Here is a 19955-nt window from a genome sequence, read left to right on the forward strand (position 1 = left end):
ATAAATAAAAGGAAGCCCCCCTGCGCCCGCCCAGATTGCCGGCCCAGCCTTCCTCAGACCTCAACCGTTACAACCGCCAGCAGCACCGGAACAGGTCCTGCGGAGCCCCCATGGCCAAGAATCTCCTAATCGTCGAGTCGCCTGCCAAGGCCAAGACGATCAACAAGTACCTAGGCAAGGACTTCACCGTCCTGGCCTCCTATGGCCACGTCCGCGATCTGGTGCCCAAGGAGGGCGCGGTCGACCCCGATCGCGGCTTCGCGATGCGCTACGACCTGATCGAGAAGAACGAGAAGCACGTCGACGCCATCGCCAAGGCCGCCAAGAGCGCCGACGCGCTCTATCTGGCGACCGACCCGGACCGCGAGGGCGAGGCGATCAGCTGGCACATCGCCGAGATCCTGCGTGAGCGCGGCCTGCTCGAAGGCAAGACGCTGCAGCGTGTTGTCTTCACCGAGATCACCCCGCGCGCCATCAAGGAAGCGATGACGCAGCCGCGGCAGATCGCCACCGACCTGGTCGATGCGCAGCAGGCACGCCGCGCGCTCGACTACCTGGTCGGCTTCAACCTGTCGCCGGTGCTGTGGCGCAAGGTCCAGCGCGGCCTGTCCGCCGGCCGCGTGCAGTCGCCGGCCCTGCGCATGATCGTCGAGCGCGAGGAAGAGATCGAAGCCTTCATCGCCCGCGAGTACTGGTCGATCGAAGCCGAGTGCGCGCACCCGACCCAGACCTTCACCGCCAAGCTCAACAAGCTCGACGGCAAGAAGTTCGAGCAGTTCACCGTCACCGACGGCGACACCGCCGAGTCCGCGCGCCAGCGCATCGTCAAGGCCGCCAACGGCGCCCTGCATGTCACCGACGTCGCCAGCAAGGAACGCAAGCGCCGCCCGTCGCCGCCGTTCACCACCTCGACGCTGCAGCAGGAAGGTTCGCGCAAGCTCGGCTTCACCACGCGCAAGACCATGCAGGTCGCGCAGAAGCTGTACGAAGGCGTGACCCTCGGCGACGAGGGCACCGTCGGCCTGATCAGCTACATGCGTACCGACTCGGTCAGCCTGTCGGAAGAAGCACTGGGCGAGATCCGCGACGTGATCGCCCGCGACTACGGCACGCGCGCGCTGCCGGACAAGCCCAACACCTACCAGACCAAGTCCAAGAACGCGCAGGAAGCGCACGAAGCGGTTCGCCCGACTTCGGCGCTGCGCACGCCGGCGCAGGTGTCGCGCTTCCTCAGCGACGACGAGCGCCGCCTGTACGAGCTGATCTGGAAGCGCGCCGTCGCTTCGCAGATGGTGCCGGCCACGCTCAACACCGTCTCGGTCGACCTGGCCGCCGGCAGCGAACACAGCTTCCGCGCCTCGGGCACGACCGTGGTCGACCCGGGCTTCCTCGCCGTCTACGAGGAAGGCAAGGACACCAAGACCAGCGAGGACGAGGACGAGGGCCGCAAGCTGCCGGCGATGAAGATCGGCGACCGCGTGCCGCTCGAACGCATCCACGCCGACCAGCATTTCACCCAGCCGCCGCCGCGCTTCACCGAAGCGGCGCTGGTGAAGGCGCTCGAGGAATACGGCATCGGCCGTCCCTCGACCTACGCCTCGATCATCCAGACCCTGCTGTTCCGCAAGTACGTCGAGATGGAAGGCCGCAGCTTCCGTCCGTCCGACGTTGGCCGCGCGGTCAGCAAGTTCCTCTCCAGCCACTTCACCCAGTACGTCGACTACGACTTCACCGCCAAGCTGGAGGACGAGCTCGATGCGGTGTCGCGCGGCGAAGAGGAGTGGGTGCCGCTGATGGAGAAGTTCTGGGGCCCGTTCAAGGAACTGGTGCTCGACAAGACCGAGTCGGTCGATCGCAGCGAAGCCACCGGCGCGCGCGAACTGGGCACCGACCCCAAGAGCGGCAAGCCGGTCAGCGTGCGCCTGGGCCGTTATGGACCGTATGCACAGATCGGCACGGTCGAGGACGAGGAGAAGCCTGAATTCGCTTCGCTGCGTCCGGGCCAGAGCATGCACACCATCGAACTGGCCGACGCGCTGGAGCTGTTCAAGCTGCCGCGCAAGCTGGGCCAGAGCAACGGCCATGAAGTCAGCGTCGGCATCGGCCGCTTCGGTCCGTTCGCCAAGCGCGGCACCGTGTACGCCTCGCTGCCGAAGGAAGACGACCCGCACACCATCGATTTCGAGCGCGCGGTGTTCCTGATCGAAGAGAAGGAAGAGATCGCCCGCAACCGCATCATCAAGCAGTGGGACGACAGCGACATCCAGGTCCTCAACGGCCGCTTCGGTCCGTACATCAGCGACGGCAAGCTCAACGGCAAGATTCCCAAGGACCGTGAGCCGGCGTCGCTGACGCTGGAGGAAGTCACCCAGCTGCTGGCCGATACCGGCAAGCCGGTGCGTGGCCGCTTCGGCAAGAAGAAGGCGGCGGCGAAGAAGGAACCGGCGGTCAAGAAAGCCGTGGTGAAGAAGGCCGCCGCGAAGAAGGCGCCGGCCAAGAAGGCCGCCAAGAAGGCCACCAAGAAGACCGCTGCCAAGAAAGCACCGGCGAAGAAGGCCGTGGCCAAGAAGGCGCCTGCGAAGAAAGTGGTGAAGAAGGTCGCCAAGGCCTGAGTTCTGCCAGCAGCCTGGCCCGGGCGCATTGCGCTCGGGCTATGCTTCTTCCATGTCGCTGCTGACCCCCAACGAAGCCGCCAGCACGCTCCATCGGGGCGCCGTCATCGCCTACCCGACCGAAGCGGTCTGGGGCCTGGGCTGTGATCCTTTCGACGAGTCCGCGGTCATGCGACTGCTCGCGATCAAGCAGCGCCCGGTCGAAAAAGGCCTGATCCTGATCGCCGGTTCGCTGGATCAGACCGACGGTCTGCTCGACTGGCAGGCACTCTCGCCGCCGCGCCGCGAGGCCGTCCTGGCGACCTGGCCGGGCCCCAACACCTGGATCGTGCCGACCACCGCGCGCGTACCGCGCTGGATCACCGGTGCCCATGACGGCGTCGCCGTTCGCGTCAGCGCCCATCCCACGGTGATTGCCATTTGCGCCGCGTTCGGCGGGCCGCTGGTGTCCACCAGCGCCAATCTCAGCGGCGAGCCGCCCGTGCACGCCCTTGGCGAGCTGGATCCGCGCCTGCTCGTGCAGCTCGACGGTGTGACCGAGGGAGAAACCGGCGGACTGGCGTCGCCCACCACCATCCGCGACGCCCGCAGCGGCGCCCAGCTGCGCGCGTAGTCGTCTCGGGCACCGGCACGCCGGCTTAACGGCCAAGGTCGTAGCGTCCCGGCGCCGGGCGTTGATCGGCAACGCCGCGCGACCAGGCCCACCAGGAGGCCGTCATGAAGATCTCGCAGATCTCGCTGCTGACGCTGGCGTTGCTCGCCGCGCTTCCGCTGGCGGCACAGGACAAGCCGGCCAAACTCACGCCCGAGCAGCAGGCGATGATGCAGGCCTGGGAAGCGGCGGCGAAGCCGGGCGAACAGCACAAGCAGCTGGCCGCGATGGTCGGCAAATGGACCACCAAGCAGACGATGTGGATGGATCCGACCGCGCCGCCGTTGACCGAGACCGGCTCGGCGACCAACACGCTGGTGCTGGGCGACCGCCACATCCGCCAGGACTTCCGCAGCAAGTGGATGGGCCAGCCGTTCGAAGGCGTCGGCTTCATCGGTTACGACAACGTCATCGGCAAGTACTACAGCACCTGGATGGACAGCGGCTCGACCGGCATCTTCGTCTCGCACGGCGATTACGATCCGGCGACGAAGACCTATACCTACCTGGGCGAGATGGCCGACCCGGCCTCCAAGGGCGTGAAGATCCCGGTGCGCCAGGTCGTGCGCGTGGTCGACAACGATCACCAGGTGTTCGAGATGTTCGAGACACGTGGCGGCAAGGAAGCCAAGACGATGCAGATCGACTACACGCGACAGAAATGACGGAGCAGCGACCATGATCGCCCACTCGCACCTATCGCCGATGCCGTCGACGGCGCATGCTGCACGCATGTCGCGCCGTGCCATCCCGTCCGCATTCCTGCTCGCTTCGCTGCTGGCCGCGCCGGTGATCGCGAGCGCTGCCGACATCACCATCTACCGCTGCACGGGCGCCGACGGCAAGCTGACCCTTCGCGACACGCCGTGCCTCAAGGGCGAGACCCAGCAGGCCAAGGAAATGCAGAGGCCCAAGGATCCACCCAAGCGCGCCAAGGCCAAGGCCACGACGACGCGCACTCCTTCGCGTGCGGTGGCCGCCACGGCGGCCACGGCGGCAGCGCCGGTCGCCACCACGCGCTACATCGTGATGACGCCGCCCAAGCCCATGTACGAATGCACCACGCCCGACGGCACCAGCTACATGAGCGACACCGCCGAGGGCAACCCGCGCTGGATGCCGCTGTGGGCGCTGGGCTATCCGGTGGTGGATTCGCGCACCTCGCTCGGCGACAACATCGGCGGACGTCCCGGCCGGCCTTCGGGCACGCAGCCCGGACCACCGATGGGTGGCCAGTTCGTCTATGACCCCTATGGCCCCGGTTCCTGGGTGCGCGACGCCTGCAGCGAACTGCCGCAGCAGGAAGTCTGTGCGCGCCTGCGCGATCGCCGCTGGGAGCTCGGGCGCGCCTACAACAGTGCCCTGCAGAGCGAGCGTCAGCAGATCGACGTGGAGCAGCGCGGCATCGATGCACGTCTTGCCAATGATTGCGGTGATGCCTGATGCGGTTGACCGGGGGGGGCGTCGCGCGTCGACGACTGATGTGTTTGCTGCTGTTGCTTGCCGTGGCGCCGTTTGCGCAGGCGCAGGTGGTGATCTATCGCTGCACCGATGCCAGCGGCGCGGTGACAATGCAAAACGGCACGCCATGTCCGAAGGGCAGCACGGAGGTCAAGCGCGCGGTCGAGGCGGCGCCGTCGCAGTCGCGCGCGCAGTTCCTCTCCGGCAGCACCACGCCGGCACCGGTCGCACCGGTCGCACCGCCGCCAGCTGCAGCGCCTGCAGCCGCCACGCCGGTTGCGGCGGCTCCCGCGCCGGCCGCGCCGGCAGTGCCCGCCACTGACCGCGGCCTGCGGACACCACCGCCGCCGCTGTTCGAATGCCGCACCTGGGAAGGCCACCGCTACCTCGGCGACGACGCCCAGCCGCCGCCGCGCTGCATACCCGTGGCGGTGACCGGCCTCGGCGGAACCAATGCGACCGCTGCCGCCGGCTCGGCCTGCCAGATGGTCGACGACCAGTGCCAGGCGGTGCCCGATGCCCTGCTGTGCCAGGGTTGGACGCAGCGGCTGAACGACGTCGAATCGCAGTCGGTTGGTGGCGGCGACAATCGCGCGTACGCTCAGGCCGAGGCCAGGCGCCTGCGCGCGATCATCGACGGGAGCAGTTGCGCGGCTCCGTGAGCACGCGACGCTGGCCTGTTCACGCTGGCCTGAATCAGCGGTTCAATACGTTTCCCGAAGCGTCGCGCGCGCTGTCCGGCGACTGTCCCGACTACCGCGTGTGCCGCAAGGAACGCCGACTTGGAGATGGATTTGTCCGCGGTGCGACCCGCTTCCTTCTGGTGGCTGCTGATCATCACGAGCCTGATGGTCGCCTCGGTGGCCGCCGCCCTGGTCTACACGCTGCGCGGTTACATCCCGGCGCATTGGCAGGTTCCTGCGCGGGCGTTGCTGTTCAACGTGCGCATAGACGACCGCGTGTGGATCACGATGCCCGACGGCGCCCGCCTGGCCGGCACGCTGTACCGGCCGCGCGGCGCGAGCGGCCCGCTGGCCACCGTCTTCATCCGGCTGCCCTACGACCGCACGCGTTACGGTGAGGCGCTGGGCGACGCGATGTTCTTCGCACGCCATGGTTATGCCGTGCTGGTGCAGGACGTGCGCGGCAAGTTCGAATCAGAGGGCGAAGGCTTCGTGCCGTGGCGCCATGCCACCGGCGATGGCGTCGCGACGCTGGAATGGATCACGCAGCAGTCGTGGTCGAACGGCAAGGTCGGCACGATCGGCTGCTCGGCGTTGGGTGAGCTGCAGTACTCGCTGGGCCGGGCGAACCATCCTGCGCATGCGGCGATGATCCCCGGCGCGGCGGGTGGCGCCGCCGGATTGCTCGCCGGCAACGCCGAGTACTTTGGTGCGTTCGAGGGCGGTGTGCTGCAGCTGGCCGGCGCCACGGGCTGGTTCTCCCGCCATGGCGGCAAGTTGCCGCACTCGGGATCTCCGGACGTTCCCGGCATGGCCGGCCTGCTGCCACAGCTGCCGGTGCAGGAACTGGTGCGGCGCGCGCGGCCCGGGCCGAATGCCTTCGACGACTTCGTGCGGACACCGCTGGGTGACGCCGGCTGGAATGACCTGGACTACGTCACCGATGCCGACCGCATCACCACGCCGGCGCTGGTGATCAACACCTGGGGCGACCCCACGATCGCAGGCACGCTGGCGATCAGCGAGGCGGTGCGCCGCTCATCGCCGCAGGCGGCAGCCCACCAGCACGTCATCATCGCCCCGGGCAATCATTGCGAGCATGAGCTCATCGCCGACCTGGGCCGCTTCGGCGAACTGCCGGTGCGCAATGCCGGGCAGCCGTACCGCGAGTGGTACCTGCAATGGTTCGACTACTGGCTGCGCGGCAAGGGCGACGGCCTGGCCAGCCTGCCGCCGTATCTCTACTTCGTCATCGGCGAGCAGCGCTGGCTGAGTTCGACCACCTGGCCGCCGGTGCAGGCCCGGCACCAGCGCTGGTACCTGCACAGTGGCGGCAAGGCCAACGGCCGCGACGGCGATGACACGCTGGGCCCGCAGCCCGACAGCAATGAGCACTCTGACGGCTATCTCTACGATCCGCTCGATCCGGCACCCTCGCGCGGCGGGCCGCTGTGCTGCAGCGCCGATCCGCACGCGTTGTCCGGGCCGGTCGACCAGCGCGATGTCGAAACCCGCAACGACGTGCTGGTCTACACCTCGGCGCCGCTGGAGGCGCCGATGCGCATCGTCGGACCGTTGCGCGCGCACCTGACGGTCTCGTCCTCGGCGCCCGACACCGACTTCGTCGCACGCCTGGTGCACGTATGGCCCGACGGGCGCGCCACCAACATCCAGGAAGGCGCGCTACGCGCACGCTATCGCGACGGCATCTTCTGCCCGACCCGGATGGAGCCCGGACAGACCTACCAGTTGACCGTCGACATGCGTTCGATCGCCTACCTCTGGTGCCGCGCGGACACCGCATCCGCCTCGATGTCACCAGCAGCAGCTTTCCGCGACTGGAGCGCAACCTCAACACCGGCGGCCTCAACTTCGACGAGTCCGTGCCGGCGCGGGCGCTCAATCGCGTCCACGTCGGTGGCGAAAGTGGCTCCTACCTCGAGCTTCCCGTGCTGGCGACTCCGGAGCCGCAGGAGTAGCGGTGACGTCACCCCGGCGCGGGAAGGTATGCTCGGCATCCCGAAGCGCTGGCGGCGCGGACGCCCCAGCCGACAACCTGTGGAGACCGTCATGCCGAACCCTCCTCGCCTGAAGGCCACTGACTTCGATCCCGAAGTTCTTCGTCTGTTCGACCAGTACGTCCACGGCGCGATTGACCGAAGGGGTTTCCTCGCCGGTGCGGCGCGATTCGCCGCCGGCGCAGCCGGTGCGGCCGGGCTGCTCGCCGCGCTGAGTCCGCAGTTCGCGGCGGCGCAGCAGGTCAAGCCCGACGACAAGCGCCTGATCGCCAAGCATGTCGAGTTCCCGTCGCCCAAGGGCTACGGCACCGGTCGTGGCTACCTGGTGCGTCCGGCCAAGGCGCGCGGCCCGCTGCCGCTGGTGCTGGTGGCGCACGAGAACCGCGGCCTCAACCCGCACATCGAAGACATCACGCGGCGACTGGCACTGGCCGACTTCATCGCCTTCGCACCCGACGCGTTGTTCCCGCTGGGCGGTTATCCGGGCGATGAGGATTCGGCGCGCACGCTGTTCGGCCAGCTCGACCAGGCCAAGACGCGCGAGGACTTCATCGCCGCGGCCGGCATGCTGGCCGGTATCGACGGTGGCAACGGAAAGCTGGGCGCGGTCGGCTTCTGCTATGGCGGCGGCATCGCCAATTTCCTTGCGACTCGCTTGCCCAACCTTGCTGCCGCCGCTCCGTTCTACGGCGCGGCCGCGCCGCTTGAAGACGTACCGAAGATCAAGGCCGAGCTGCTGGTCGTGCTCGCGGCCAACGATGAACGCATCAACGCCGCCTGGCCCGCATACGAGGCGGCCCTGAAGGAAGCCAAGGTGCGCTACACGTTGTTCCAGCCGCCCGGCACGCAGCACGGCTTCAACAACGACACCACACCGCGCTACGACGAAGCCGCGGCGAAGCAGGCCTGGGAGCGCACGCTGGCGTTGTTCAACCGGACGCTGCGCGAAGGCGGCTGACGGGCGCGGTCGCCCGGGACCACCGCGTTCCCTGCGTGACGACAAGGCGTCCCGTATGCTTTGCGCGTTCCCACGGGATACAGCGCCATGGCTACCGACCGCTTTGCGTCCGCCGTGTTCGACGAATACCTGGAGAAGGCGGCCGGGCACGCCTCGGCCTACCTGCGCACGCTGCCCGACCGTCACGTCGGCGCGCGCGCGAGCCGCGAGGAATTGCTGCAGGCACTGAGCGTGCCACTGCCCCTGAAGGGCGGCGAGGGCGGTGAGGTAATCGACCTGCTCGCCGCACAGGTCGCGCGCGGCGCGGTCGCCTGCAACTCGCCGCGCTACTTCGGCTTCGTCATCGGCGGCGCCTACCCGGTCGCACTCGCCGCCGACTGCCTGGTGTCGACCTGGGACCAGAACGCCGGCATCTACGCGATCTCGCCGCTGGTGGCGGTGGTCGAGGAAGTCGCTGCGCAGTGGTTGCTGGAGCTGTTCGACCTGCCACGCGAATCAGGCGTGGGCTTCGTCACCGGCTGCCAGATGGCCAACTTCACCTGCCTCGCCGCGGCGCGCCATGGCGTGCTGCGTCGTGTCGGCTGGGATGTCGAGGCCGACGGCCTGGCCGGCGCGCCACGCATCAACGTCATCGCCTCGGCCGAGTCGCACATCACCATCGACGTGGCGATGCGTTATCTCGGCCTTGGGACGCGTGCCTTGCAGCGGGTCGAAAGCGACGGACAAGGGCGCATGCGCGTCGATGCGCTGCGCGAGAAGATCGCATCGCTGCAGGGCCCGACCATCATCTGCGCGCAGGCCGGCAACGTGAACACCGGCGCCTGCGACCCGCTGCGCGAGATCGGCCGCATCGCCAACGATGCCGGCGCGTGGCTGCATGTCGACGGTGCATTCGGCCTGTGGGCGCGTGCGAGCGATGCGCAGCGTCATCTCGCCGACGGCATCGAGCTGGCCGACTCGTGGGCGACCGACGCGCACAAATGGCTGAACGTGCCCTACGACAGCGGCGTGGCCATGGTCCGCCATGCCCAGGACCATCGCGCCGCGATGACGTCGGCCGCCGCCTACCTGATCCAGACCCAGGGCGCCGAACGCGACGCCGTCGACTGGGTGCCCGAGTTCTCGCGCCGCGCCCGCGGCGTGCCGGTCTACGCCACCCTGCGTGCGCTCGGACGCGAGGGCATCGCCGACCTGGTCGCGCGCAGCTGCGCGCGGGCAAGGCAGATGGCCGAGTTGCTTGCGCGCGAACCTGGCGTGCGCATCCTCAACGAGGTGGCGCTCAACCAGGTGCTGGTCCGCTTCGATGATGACGACGACACGACCCGTGAGGTCATCGCCGGCGTGCAGGCCGACGGCACCTGCTGGCTGGGCGGCACCAACTGGCAGGGCCAGGCGGCGATGCGGATATCGGTGTCCAACTGGGCCACGACCGAGGACGACGCGGAGCGCAGCGTTGCGGCGATAGCGCGCGTATTCCGGTCATTGCGCAAACGCCCGTAGCAATCGTGAGAAGTACGACTAGGCCGTGGCGGCCTGCTGCCTTCGCGTCCACCGCACCAGCACCACGATGCTGGCCAGCACCACCACCGCGGTGATGATCGACGTCTCCGGCCCGAACTCGCCTCCGGTCAGCCAGGTCGGGCCGTGGTAGATGCTTTCCAGCGGCGCCTTCGCGCGCCAGTCTTCCATGCCCGACAACGGGATGCCGGTGGCGAAGATCGCGAAGTTCCAGGCGGCGTGGTGCAGACCGACGACCCACAGGTTGCGCGAGGCGATGAAGACGCAGGTCCAGAACGCGCCGATCAGCGTCAAGGCCAGCACCATCGTCACGTCGGCACCGGCGTTGAACCAGTGCATGATCGCGAACACCAGCGATTGCACCAGCACCGCCGCCACCGTTCCCAGCGCACCTTCGAGGGCGCGGAACACGATGCCGCGGAACACGATCTCCTCGATCACCGCCGCCACCAGGATCGCGCCCGCGATCGGCGGCACACCCTGCATCCCGCGGACCGCGACCACTTCGTAGTTGCCCAGTGCGAACAGCGACAGCGTGGTGATCGAGATCAGCAGCGCGCCTGACAGCGCGCCAAGGCCGATGCCCAGCGGAACGATGCGCAGCTCCGTGGCCGCGCGCTTCTCGTGGAAGCGGACGAAGAGCCAGTAGCCGAGCAGGGCGAACGCCAGGATGCCGCTGCGCCTGAGCACGGCCGTCGCCGGCTCGGCCAGGTGGAATACCGCCACCAGCGCGGGCAGCAGCAGTGAACGGAACAGCAGCATCGACAGGGTGACGGCGGCCAGTCCCAGCACCAGCTTCAGCAACGCCTGCCAGGCCCGCTGCGAAATTGAAGGTGCCTCTGTCATGGCGATGCGACGCCGCGTGCCCGGTCGCGGCTGACCAGCCAGCCGAAGACCGCGGCGGTGAAGAACATGATCAGGCTGTAGATCGCCGCGGGAATTGCCATCGTCGGATTATCGAGCAGGCTCGGGCTCAAGGCGACGGCAATGGCGAGCGTGCCGTTGTGGATGCCGATCTCCATGCCGATGGCGATTGCCTGGCGCTTGTCCATGCCGATGAGACGTGGCACCCAGTAACCGACCAGCAGGCTGGCCACGTTGAAGGCGAGCGCGGCCATGCCGATGACCGGCGCGTAGGTGACCAGGGTCGTCCAGTCGCGTGCCACGGCCACGGCGATGATCGCGACCAGCACCACGACCGATGCGATCCGCACCGGACGGGTCATGCGCTGCGCGAATGCGGACCTGCGCGCACGCACGGCCATGCCGATCGCCACCGGCACCAGCACGATCGCGAACACCTGCATCACCTTGTCGAACTGCAGCGGCAACACATGGCTGTCGCCCATGAAGTACTGCAGCGACAGGTTCACCAGCAACGGCAGCGTCACCACGGCCAGTACCGAGTTGACCGCGGTCAGGCTGATGTTCAGCGCGACATCGCCGTGCGCCAGGTGGCTGTAGAGGTTGGCCGTGGTACCGCCCGGCGAGGCGGCCAGCAGCATCAGGCCCACGGCGAGCGCCGGGGCGAGACCGAACGCCTTCACCAGCGCGAAGCACAGCAGCGGCAACAGCACGGTCTGGCAAAGCAGGGCGACCAGGATCGGACCGGGCTGGCGGGCGACGCGACGGAAGTCATCCAGGGTCAACGACAACCCCAGCCCGAGCATGATCACACCCAGGGCCAGCGGCAGCAGCACGGTCAGCAACGATCCGGATGTCACGGTGGAACTCCCCTTCCTGGCCGGCGAGTGGACAGTAGGGGGAATCGGCCGGGGCCGCAATCCATCTGCGGGTTGTACGGCTCAGTCCGGTCCGCGAAGGCACAGCTGGCGCGCGGGTGATGCGACGCCGGTGACGTACTCGATCACCGAGCGCAGGCCGTCCTTGAGGCCGCGGTAGTGGACCAGCGCCAGCGCCTCCTCCGCCGTGACCCAGCGATGCTCGCCATGCTCGTCCGGATTGAGTCGGACGTCATCGGTCTCGACCTGCACGGCGAACACGCTGAACAACTGCATCTCGTCGAAGCGACGGTTGTAGATGGTGTACGTGTGCTCGGCGGCCCAGATCGCCAGCGCTGCCAGGCCATACGACGCAAGCACGCGGTCGATGGCCTGCGTCATCGACTCGTCGTCACCGCGCGGGTTGCTGGGGATCTGCCAGAAACGGCCGCCGTTGAAGTACCGGTCGGCCTTCAGCTGCGAGCTGTGCAGCAGCAGGTAGCGGACCGCATCCGCATCACGCCGGAAGACCCACAGGTCGAAGACGCCGGGGTTGAATTTCATGGCCGGTTACCTCGTGCGCGCCGCGGGGACGCGCCGACTCTAGCATCGTACCCGCGCTCTATTCCTGGCCGGTAACCAGCTTCGATGTCGCCTGCGCGGCGCGTGCGCGCGGGTCCGCCCAGACACTGTTGGCCTCGCCATCGCGGGCGCGTCTCGCGGTGGCGCGCGCCAGCCAGCCGAAGCCGAAGGCCATGGCCAGTGCGCCTGCATCGATGGCGAACAGCGACCATTCGCCCTTCATCGCCGCCATCCAAAGCCAGGCCCCGGTCACAAGGCCGTGCGCGATCGGCACGAAGGCGGTGGTGACCGCCGCCGCCCACAACAGTTCCTGCGCCGCCCGCACCGGCGGGCGTAGCGCTGCCCACAGCGCGCACAGCGCCCAGGTCACGAAGCAGGCGGTCTTGATCGTCAGCTCGATGTCGCCGGCAATGCGCAGAGCCGGCCACTGCGCCAGCTGGGTGGCGATGAACGCCACCGAGATCGCCACACACACGCCGATGCACACGCCGACCGTGGCGCGGGCCATGCCGAGCTGCGCCGCGCCCTGCTCGAGCTGACGGCGCTTGCGGCGCGACTCGACCCACAGCAGGTTGCCGGAATAGAACAGGAACGCACCGCCGATACCGAGCACGAAGTACAGCACGCGCACCCAGGTGTTGCCGTACTCGCCGAAGTGCAGTGCGTAGGCCGAGGCCAGCGTGGCGTGGTTGGCGTCGCGGCTGCCGGGCAGCTGCGTTGCCAGCAGCGCGCCGGTGTTGGCGTTCATCGCCACCGCGCCGATCGGGCCGAGCGAGCCGGGCGATTCGCCCGAGATCTCGATGGTGGCATTGGCATCGCCGGCATGCGCCAGCTTGAAGTAGGCCGGCTCGAACGAAACCAGGCCCTGCGCGCGCGCGACCTCTATCGAGCGCGAATGCAGCATCGCCAGCGAACCCATCGGCTGTTCGCGTCCGGCGGCCGTGGCCACTGGTGCGGTGTCCATCGCCGGTCCCAGTGCCGCCATCAGGCCGCCGCGATAGATCAGCGGATTGAGCGCCATCATCACGACCATCACCAGGCACAGCAGCGCGCCGGTGACCGCGAACATCACGTGCATCGGCAGGCTGAGCACGCCGATGACGTTGTGCGCGTCCTGCCAGAAGCGCTTGAGGTTGCGGCCCGGGCGCAGCGCGAACAGGTCGTCGGCGAGCTTGGGCAGGTGGATCACCACGCCGGAGATCAGCGCCAGCCCGTACAGCAGGCTGACGATGCCCATCAGGTACTGGCCGGCGACGGGAATGCCGAGCGAGTAGTGCAGCGCGTTGACCAGCTCCGACAGCGCGCCGCCGGGCATCTTGTCGCTGCCGTCGAGGTTGTCGAGCGTGGCGTAGCGCCAGGTGCCGCTTGCGTCCTGCCAGTAGCTGGCCGCCTGCGGGTACTCGCCACCGGGGAAGACCATGCCGACGTGTTCGCGCGCCTTGGGATGGCGGGCCAGCGTCTCGTCGAGCAGCCGCTGCGCATCATTCAGGCCCTGCTCCGTCGACATCGGCGCATGCGGCGTCTGCCAGGCCTGCAGGTCGTGGTGGAACACGGTGATCGCGCCGGCGTAGAACGCGACGAACAGTGCGAAGCCGGCGACCAGGCCGACCCAGGTGTGCACGCTGGTGAAGGTGCGCAGGGTGTTGGATTTGAGCTTGATCACGTCAGCGCACCCACTGCAGTGTCTGCAGGAGCCACAGCGTGGCGAGGCTGACCACCGCGCCACCACTGAACCACGCCCACGCGCGCTTGCCACTGCGGAACTGGAAGGCCAGCGCCATCGCCGCCATCCACACCGCCAGGAAGGAAACGATGCCGGCGACCAGCGTCGACTGCCACGGACCCGGCAACAGCCAGCACACCAGGCCGGTCACGCCGGCCGACAGCAGGAAACCGGGAATCGCCGCGGCGGTGGCACGGCCCCACATCAGCGCGACTCCTTCTCTCGAGCCGGCGAGCGCAGCGCGAGGTACGGCAAAGCCATCATTCCCAGCATCCACGTGCCGAGCATTGCGCACAGACCGGCGCCGCCGCCGAGCAGGCGCATCCACAGCACCAGCCCGACCACTGCCAGCGCCAGGCCAATGCGCGTGGAGCGATGCGGGTGCCTGGGCTTCGGCGACCAGCGGCAGTTGCGCGAACCGGCATACAGCGCCAGCGCCGACAGCAGCGTGCTGATCAGTGCCGACAATGCCAATGCCGTTTCCATGCCTCGGCGCTTACCAGTTGAAGCGAGCGGTCGCGGCGACCGTGCGCGGGTAGCCGTAGTAGCACCAGGCCGCGCTGTTGCAGGCGCTGATGTATTCCTTGTCGGTCAGGTTGTTGGCGTTGAGCTGCAGGCGCCACTGGCCGACGTCGTAGTGCACGGCGGCGTCGAACAGCGTGTACGACGGCGTCTGCCACAGGTTGTAGGCGTCGCCGTAGTGATCGCCGGTGTAGCGCACGCCGCCGCCGAAGCCCAGGCCCGAGAGCGCGCCTGAGGTGATCGTGTAATCGGCGCCGAGCGAAGCCACCTGCTCGGGCTGCAATGCGATTTCCTTGCCCAGCGACAGCGGGTCGGTGCTCTTCGTCACTTCCGAGTCGGTGTAGGTGTAGGCGCCGTAGACGCTGAAGCCGTTGCCGACGTTCCAGCGGCCTTCCAGTTCGATGCCATTGACCTCGGTCTCGCCCTGCTGGACCGAGAACAGGGTGTGGTTGGGATCGACGGTCAGCGTGTTTTCCTGCACCAGGCGATAGACCGCCAGGGTGGCGAGGACGCGGTTGTGCGCGGGCTGGTACTTCACGCCGGCCTCGATCTGCTCGCCGGTGGTCGGCACGAACGCGTTGCCGTTGAAGTCGGTGCCCACCGTCGGCTGGAACGATTGCGAATAGCCGATGTACGGCGCCAGGCCGTTGTCGAACAGGTAATTGACGCCGACGCGACCGGAGAACTCGTCGTCGCTCTGGTGGCCGCGGGTGCCGCCGATCAGCTCACGCGTGTCGGTGCCGACCCAGTCCTGGCGCCCGCCGAGGGTGACGACCCAGCGATCGAGCTTGATCTGGTCCTGGATGTACAGGCCGGTCTGGTCCTGGTCCTGCACGGTGCGCGAAGTGTAGTCCGGCGGCACTATCTGGCTGCCGTAGACCGGGTTGAAGATGTCCAGCGTCGGCGCGGTGAACGCAAACGCCTGCGCGTACTCGTTGCGCGAATCGCGGTAGTCCAGGCCGGCGAGCAGCGTGTGCTCGGCGCGACCGGTATTGAAGGCGAAGGTCAGCTGGTTGTCGATGCCGGTGTTCTTCGACTCTTCCTCGGTCGCCCACAGGTAGCGGAACAGCGTGCGCTGGTCGGCGAGCAGGCCGAAGGCGCCGACCGCGACCGCCGGGTCGATGTCGGTGGTGCCGTAGCGCACGTTCTGCTTGAACACGGTGCCGCCGCCGAAGTCGTGGCTGTACTCCCAGCCCAGCGACTTCATCGTCTTGTCGTAGGTGTTGTAGCCCGGCTCGCCGGTGAAGCGGTTCATCGGGATCTTGCCGTTCGGGTTCGGCAGCAGCGTGCCTTGCGACGGCAGGAAGCCGGCACCGGCGACGGTGTCGTTGCGCTGGTAGCGCGCGAGCAGGGTCAGGGTGTTGGCTTCGTCCGGCTTCCAGGTCAGCGCCGGTGCGATGTAGTAGCGGTCGTCATGGACGTAGTCGACGACGTCGTCGCTGTTGCGGGCCAGGCCGGTGAGGCGGTAGGACCATTCGCCGCTGCCACCCAGCGCACCGCCGAAGTCGAACGCGGCCTGCGCTATGTCGTAGCTGCCAACCTGCAGTTCGACTTCATGCAGCGCTTCGGTCACCGGGCGCTTGCTGACGTAGTTGATCAGGCCGCCGGGCGGCATCGCGCCGTAGGTGACCGAGGCCGGCCCCTTCAGCACTTCGATGCGCTCCAGGCCGAACGGCTCGATGCGGGTGATGCTGGTGCCCGATCCATCGGCCAGGGCGAGGCCGTCGAGGTAGCGCGCCGGGGTGAAGCCGCGCACCAGCAGCCAGTCGCTGCGGGGATCCGGGCCGTAGCCGCCGCCCTGGGCGCCGGCCGTGTACCACACCGCTTCCTCGGCGCCGTGCACGGCGCGGTCGCGAAGCTGCTGGTCGGTGATCACCGACACCGAGGCCGGGATCTCGCGCAGCGGGGTATCGGTCTTGGTCGCGCTGCCGCTGCTGCGGGCCAGGGGCGCATGCACCTCGACCGAGTCCAGCTCGGTGGCCGACGGCGAGGCCGTCTGGGCATTGGCGGCGACCGGTGCGGTCACTGCGGCGGCGAGGGCCAGTGCGAGGGCATGGCGGGAGACAAGGGCGGAGCGCGCAGGGGACATGTAGGGACCAGGCAAGGAGGCGGGCACCCCGTCCATGGGGTGTTGCGGCGAACACCGGGTGAACCGGTGGACATTCCGCTCGGCGAGAGATGGGAATGATTCGCATTCTAAAGGCCGGGCTGGCCCGAGGGCAACGGCCGCCCGTCGTTCCCACGCAGGCGGGAATCCAAGGACCATCGCGGGAATGACGCAGTGAGGGGCAACGTCCATGGTTCCCGCCTACGCGGGAACGACGAGGCCTCAGAACCCGTAGCGCAGGAACCCGCCGTCAACCGCGATGCACTCGCCGGTGACATACCCGGCGGCCGGCAGGCACAGGAACGCCACCGCGGCCGCCACTTCCTCCGGCTCGCCGATGCGCCCCAGCGGCGTGCGCAGCAGTACCTCGTCGAGGTAATCCGGATCGGCGAGCTTGTCGGAGGTGCGGCGCGTGCGGATGTACCACGGCGCCACCGCATTGACGCGGATGCCGTCCTCGGCCCACTCCACCGCGAGGTTGCGCGTCATCTGGTGCATCGCCGCCTTGCTCATGCCGTACGGCGCGCCGGTGCGCACGTGGGTCATGCCCGAGACGCTGCCGACGTTGACGATGCTCGACGCGGCATGCCGGGTCAGCAACGGATGCGCATAGCGTGAGAGCTCGAACGCGGAAAACACGTTCACCTCGAACACCTGCCGCCACTCGTCCTCGGTGTAATCTGTGGCGACCTTGCTGATGTTGCCGCCGGCGTTGTTGACCAGGATATGCAGGCCTTCGCCGAAATCCTCGACCCAGTCGAGCAGTTCGCGGCGCTGTTCCTCGTCGGCGACGTCGGCGACGAAGCCCTGGATGTCGCGCTCGGGGAAGTCCTCGACCAGCTCGCTGCGTGCGGCGTCGAGCGCGGTCGAGTCGCGTGCGGCCAGCAGCACGTCGGCACCGAAGCCGAGCAGTTCGCGCGCGATCGCGCGCCCGATGCCGGCGCTGCCACCGGTGACCAGGGCCAGTTGTCCGTCCAGGCGCCAACGCTTCGGGTCCATGCCGCTCTCCGTATCGCACTGCGTGAAGGTGGTCGCGGCTGGGCACGTTGCCGCCGCTGTAGCATAGCCGGCAGACCAATCGAGGGTGCCCGGATGTCGCGATCGCTGCTGTGCGCGTTGATGGCGTTGGCCTTGCTGGCCGGGTGCTCCAAGCCGAAGCCGCCGGACAAGGACCGGCCGCCGGAGCCGCAGGCGACGCAGTTGCGCGACGCGATGCAGGCACCGCTCGAGCAGGCCAGGCAGGCCCAGGATGAAGCCAGGAAGGCCGCGGAGGAGCAGCGCGCGGCGATCGATGCGGCCACGGACGCGAGTTCGAACTGAGCGGCGACCCTCACTCATTGCAATGAAAAACGCCCGGCCAGGCCGGGCGTTTCTTTTTACCGCTGCAGCATCACAAGCCGCAGAAGCAGTACGCCAGCGCCTTGACCGGCACGCCCCGCGTCGGCTGGATCGCGCCTTCGAGGAAGCGCAGGTCGGCCGCGGCCTGCGGCGAGGCCTTCGCCAACAGGCTGCGTGCAATGTCGGACTCACGCAGCCAGGCACCGCCGGCGCGACTGCCGATGAAGCCGGTGAAGAGGCGCTCGAACGGCGTCGCCGCCTTCTCGATGTAGCGCACGTGGTAGCTGTCCTTGTCGAGCTTGGCCTTGCTGGCGGCGAAATCGATTGCCTGTTGCAGGCCGCCCAGCTCGTCGACCAGACCGCGCTCCTTGGCCTGCTCGCCGCTCCAGACGCGGCCGCGGGCGATCGAGTCGACCTGCTCGACCGGCTTGTTGCGGGCCGTGGCAACGCGACCGGTGAAGTCGCGGTAACCCTTGTCGATCACCGACTGGATCACCTGGCCGACTTCCGGCTGCAGCGGACGGGTGATGTCGAAGGCACCGGCGAAGCGCGTGGTGCCGACGCCATCGGAATGCACGCCGATCTTGTCGAGTGCGCGCGGAATGGTCGGGATGAGACCAAAGATGCCGATCGAACCGGTGATGGTCGAGGCATCGGCGTAGATGCGGTCGGCATCCATCGAGATCCAGTAACCACCCGAAGCGGCCAGGTCGCCCATCGACACCGACACCGGCTTGCCGGCCTTCTTCAGCGCGACCACTTCGCGGCGGATCTGCTCGGAGGCGAACACTTCACCGCCCGGCGAATCCACGCGCAGCACCACCGCCTTCACGTTGTCGTCGTCGCGGGCTTCGCGCAGCAGGGCCGCGGTGGACTCGCCACCGACCGTGCCCGGCGGCTGCTCGCCGCCGCGGATCTCGCCTTCGGCCACGATCACCGCGACCTGCGGGCGACGCAGGTCGACCGCGTCCAGGCCACTGTCGAGCTGCGCCAGGTACTCGTCGAGCGAGGCCTGGCGGAAACCGCCTTCGGCGTCGTCGTCGGCGATGCCACGCTGCAACAGCAGGTCATCGACCTCTTCACGCGTCTTCAGGCCGTCGACCAGCTTGGTCTGCAGCGCGAACTTCGCCAGGTCGCCCTGGGCGCTGGCGATGCCGACCGGCATCTGCTCGATGCCCTGCGCCAGCTGCGCGGCGTCGAGCTTGCGCGCCTTGGCGACGTCGCCGAGGTAGCGTTGCCAGACGTCGCTCATCCAGAACAGGTCGGCTTCCTTCGCTTCCGGCGATGCCGCGTCGAGCACGTAAGGTTCCGCCGCCGACTTGTACTCGCCGACCTTGAACAGATGCACGTCGACGCCGAGCTTGTCCTGCAGGCCCTGGCGGTAATAGGTGCGGTAGCGGCCGAGGCCTTCCAGCAGCATCCCACCCATCGGGTCGAGGTAGACCTCGTTCGCCTGCGCGGCGAGCAGGTACTGCTTCTGATCCATCATCTCGGCGAAGGCGACGACCTGCTTGCCGCTGGCCTTGACCCGCGCCACGGCCTGCGCGACTTCGCGCAGCGAGGCGAAGCCACCGGCCTGCAGTTCGTCGAGGTCGAGCACGACGCGCTCGATCCGCTTGTCCTGGCGCGCCGCATCGAGTGCGCGCACCAGATCGCGCAATTGCACTTCGCCACCACGCTCGCCCAGGGCCTTGCCCAGCGCGCGCGTCAGCGGGTCGCTGCTGTACTGCTCGACCAGCGTGCCTTCCGGGGCGATGACCAGCGTCGTGCGGTCGAGCAGCGGCTTGGTCCGCGGGCCGGAAAAGACGATCGCCAGGAACAGGAACAACAGGAAGAAGAACACCAGGTTGAAGACCAACCGGCGGGTGAAGTTCATCGCATCCCACAGCCCGACGAAGAACCGGGTGATCGGGCCACGACGGGCAGTGTCATTCATTGCAAAGGCTCCTGGCGTACGTTTCCAGCCTAATGGCAGGTGGCTTGGAATTCACCCGCCATTCGTAACACGGCCCACCGGCCCTCGGCGTGAGGCGTCCATGAGCGGCGCGAAACGGCGCGTG

The 19955-nt window shown here is 68.1% G+C and carries 18 protein-coding genes and 1 pseudogene; 10 read left to right on the top strand and 9 right to left on the bottom strand.

The genetic code is table 11. From position 1 onward, the window contains the following. Positions 1-110: 110 nt before the first annotated feature. From HIV01_RS12480 to HIV01_RS12510, 9 genes and pseudogenes are all read left to right on the top strand, one after another. On the top strand, positions 111-2612 hold the full coding sequence (locus HIV01_RS12480; protein WP_200607561.1) for a DNA topoisomerase I: 2502 nt from the start codon (positions 111-113) through the stop codon (positions 2610-2612). A gap of 52 nt (positions 2613-2664) precedes the next feature. Then, on the top strand, positions 2665-3225 hold the full coding sequence (gene tsaC / locus HIV01_RS12485) for an L-threonylcarbamoyladenylate synthase type 1 TsaC (protein WP_200607563.1): 561 nt from the start codon (positions 2665-2667) through the stop codon (positions 3223-3225). 104 nt (positions 3226-3329) lie between these two features. Beyond that, entirely contained in the window at positions 3330-3929 is a 600-nt protein-coding gene (locus HIV01_RS12490) for a DUF1579 domain-containing protein (protein WP_200607565.1), read from the top strand. A 13-nt stretch (positions 3930-3942) separates the two neighbouring features. Next, the gene (locus HIV01_RS12495) at positions 3943-4707 is read left to right on the top strand and encodes a DUF4124 domain-containing protein (RefSeq protein WP_245156797.1); all 765 of its coding nucleotides are present in this window, start codon (positions 3943-3945) and stop codon (positions 4705-4707) included. A gap of 38 nt (positions 4708-4745) precedes the next feature. After that, the gene (locus tag HIV01_RS12500; RefSeq protein WP_200607569.1) at positions 4746-5387 is read left to right on the top strand and encodes a DUF4124 domain-containing protein; all 642 of its coding nucleotides are present in this window, start codon (positions 4746-4748) and stop codon (positions 5385-5387) included. Between the two features lie 309 nt (positions 5388-5696). Continuing rightward, a pseudogene (locus HIV01_RS18395) lies at positions 5697-7181 on the top strand (CocE/NonD family hydrolase); the annotation flags it as partial. 11 nt (positions 7182-7192) lie between these two features. Then, on the top strand, positions 7193-7387 hold the full coding sequence (locus HIV01_RS18400) for a CocE/NonD family hydrolase C-terminal non-catalytic domain-containing protein (RefSeq protein WP_425600279.1): 195 nt from the start codon (positions 7193-7195) through the stop codon (positions 7385-7387). A gap of 91 nt (positions 7388-7478) precedes the next feature. Next, positions 7479-8384 carry a dienelactone hydrolase family protein gene (locus HIV01_RS18405; RefSeq protein WP_200607573.1) on the top strand — a complete coding sequence of 302 codons (906 nt, stop codon included), beginning with the start codon at positions 7479-7481 and terminating at the stop codon, positions 8382-8384. Positions 8385-8471: 87 nt separating this feature from the next. Next, positions 8472-9884 (top strand): pyridoxal phosphate-dependent decarboxylase family protein, encoded by a 1413-nt coding sequence (locus tag HIV01_RS12510; protein WP_200607575.1) that lies wholly within the window; start codon positions 8472-8474, stop codon positions 9882-9884. 18 nt (positions 9885-9902) lie between these two features. On the opposite strand, the gene HIV01_RS12515 is transcribed toward HIV01_RS12510, so the two are convergent. The 8 genes from HIV01_RS12515 to HIV01_RS12550 form a co-directional block, all read right to left on the bottom strand. Beyond that, positions 9903-10748: a CPBP family intramembrane glutamic endopeptidase gene (locus HIV01_RS12515; protein WP_200607577.1), complete on the bottom strand. Its 846-nt coding sequence runs from the start codon at positions 10746-10748 to the stop codon at positions 9903-9905. After that, positions 10745-11626, bottom strand: a complete 882-nt coding sequence (locus HIV01_RS12520; RefSeq protein ID WP_200607579.1) for a bile acid:sodium symporter family protein — start codon at positions 11624-11626, stop codon at positions 10745-10747. Before HIV01_RS12520 ends, HIV01_RS12515 begins: the two co-directional genes overlap by 4 nt. An 81-nt stretch (positions 11627-11707) precedes the next feature. Beyond that, positions 11708-12187 (bottom strand): NUDIX hydrolase, encoded by a 480-nt coding sequence (locus HIV01_RS12525; protein ID WP_200607581.1) that lies wholly within the window; start codon positions 12185-12187, stop codon positions 11708-11710. A gap of 58 nt (positions 12188-12245) precedes the next feature. Further along, a complete protein-coding gene (locus HIV01_RS12530; RefSeq protein WP_200608515.1) occupies positions 12246-13865 on the bottom strand; it encodes a PepSY-associated TM helix domain-containing protein in 1620 nt (539 codons plus the stop codon). Positions 13866-13869: 4 nt separating this feature from the next. Next, positions 13870-14133 (bottom strand): hypothetical protein, encoded by a 264-nt coding sequence (locus tag HIV01_RS12535; RefSeq protein WP_200607583.1) that lies wholly within the window; start codon positions 14131-14133, stop codon positions 13870-13872. Then, positions 14133-14414 carry a hypothetical protein gene (locus HIV01_RS12540; protein WP_200607585.1) on the bottom strand — a complete coding sequence of 94 codons (282 nt, stop codon included), beginning with the start codon at positions 14412-14414 and terminating at the stop codon, positions 14133-14135. Before HIV01_RS12540 ends, HIV01_RS12535 begins: the two co-directional genes overlap by 1 nt. A gap of 10 nt (positions 14415-14424) precedes the next feature. Next, positions 14425-16539 (bottom strand): TonB-dependent siderophore receptor, encoded by a 2115-nt coding sequence (locus HIV01_RS12545; RefSeq protein WP_245156798.1) that lies wholly within the window; start codon positions 16537-16539, stop codon positions 14425-14427. A 240-nt stretch (positions 16540-16779) separates the two neighbouring features. Beyond that, positions 16780-17556, bottom strand: coding sequence for an SDR family oxidoreductase (locus HIV01_RS12550; RefSeq protein ID WP_200607589.1), 777 nt, complete (start codon positions 17554-17556; stop codon positions 16780-16782). Between the two features lie 93 nt (positions 17557-17649). On the opposite strand from HIV01_RS12550, the gene HIV01_RS12555 reads away from it, so the two are divergent. Further along, on the top strand, positions 17650-17877 hold the full coding sequence (locus HIV01_RS12555) for a hypothetical protein (protein ID WP_200607591.1): 228 nt from the start codon (positions 17650-17652) through the stop codon (positions 17875-17877). Between the two features lie 70 nt (positions 17878-17947). Here HIV01_RS12555 and sppA read toward each other — a convergent pair whose 3' ends face one another. Beyond that, entirely contained in the window at positions 17948-19831 is a 1884-nt protein-coding gene (gene sppA / locus HIV01_RS12560) for a signal peptide peptidase SppA (RefSeq protein WP_200607593.1), read from the bottom strand. Between the last annotated feature and the right edge of the window lie 124 nt (positions 19832-19955).

It is taken from the genome of Lysobacter arenosi (assembly GCF_016613475.2).
GTDB classification, from domain to species: Bacteria; Pseudomonadota; Gammaproteobacteria; order Xanthomonadales; family Xanthomonadaceae; genus Lysobacter_J; species Lysobacter_J arenosi.

What these genes read in the sequence shown, in the direction of transcription:
- HIV01_RS12480 (WP_200607561.1), top strand. Translation starts at nt 111, where the DNA reads ATGGCCAAGAATCTCCTAATCGTCGAGTCGCCTGCCAAGGCCAAGACG.
- tsaC (WP_200607563.1), top strand. Translation starts at nt 2,665, where the DNA reads ATGTCGCTGCTGACCCCCAACGAAGCCGCCAGCACGCTCCATCGGGGC.
- HIV01_RS12490 (WP_200607565.1), top strand. Translation starts at nt 3,330, where the DNA reads ATGAAGATCTCGCAGATCTCGCTGCTGACGCTGGCGTTGCTCGCCGCG.
- HIV01_RS12495 (WP_245156797.1), top strand. Translation starts at nt 3,943, where the DNA reads ATGATCGCCCACTCGCACCTATCGCCGATGCCGTCGACGGCGCATGCT.
- HIV01_RS12500 (WP_200607569.1), top strand. Translation starts at nt 4,746, where the DNA reads ATGTGTTTGCTGCTGTTGCTTGCCGTGGCGCCGTTTGCGCAGGCGCAG.
- HIV01_RS18405 (WP_200607573.1), top strand. Translation starts at nt 7,479, where the DNA reads ATGCCGAACCCTCCTCGCCTGAAGGCCACTGACTTCGATCCCGAAGTT.
- HIV01_RS12510 (WP_200607575.1), top strand. Translation starts at nt 8,472, where the DNA reads ATGGCTACCGACCGCTTTGCGTCCGCCGTGTTCGACGAATACCTGGAG.
- HIV01_RS12515 (WP_200607577.1), bottom strand. Translation starts at nt 10,748, where the DNA reads ATGACAGAGGCACCTTCAATTTCGCAGCGGGCCTGGCAGGCGTTGCTG.
- HIV01_RS12525 (WP_200607581.1), bottom strand. Translation starts at nt 12,187, where the DNA reads ATGAAATTCAACCCCGGCGTCTTCGACCTGTGGGTCTTCCGGCGTGAT.
- HIV01_RS12535 (WP_200607583.1), bottom strand. Translation starts at nt 14,133, where the DNA reads ATGTGGGGCCGTGCCACCGCCGCGGCGATTCCCGGTTTCCTGCTGTCG.
- HIV01_RS12540 (WP_200607585.1), bottom strand. Translation starts at nt 14,414, where the DNA reads ATGGAAACGGCATTGGCATTGTCGGCACTGATCAGCACGCTGCTGTCG.
- HIV01_RS12545 (WP_245156798.1), bottom strand. Translation starts at nt 16,539, where the DNA reads ATGTCCCCTGCGCGCTCCGCCCTTGTCTCCCGCCATGCCCTCGCACTG.
- HIV01_RS12550 (WP_200607589.1), bottom strand. Translation starts at nt 17,556, where the DNA reads ATGGACCCGAAGCGTTGGCGCCTGGACGGACAACTGGCCCTGGTCACC.
- HIV01_RS12555 (WP_200607591.1), top strand. Translation starts at nt 17,650, where the DNA reads ATGTCGCGATCGCTGCTGTGCGCGTTGATGGCGTTGGCCTTGCTGGCC.
- sppA (WP_200607593.1), bottom strand. Translation starts at nt 19,831, where the DNA reads ATGAATGACACTGCCCGTCGTGGCCCGATCACCCGGTTCTTCGTCGGG.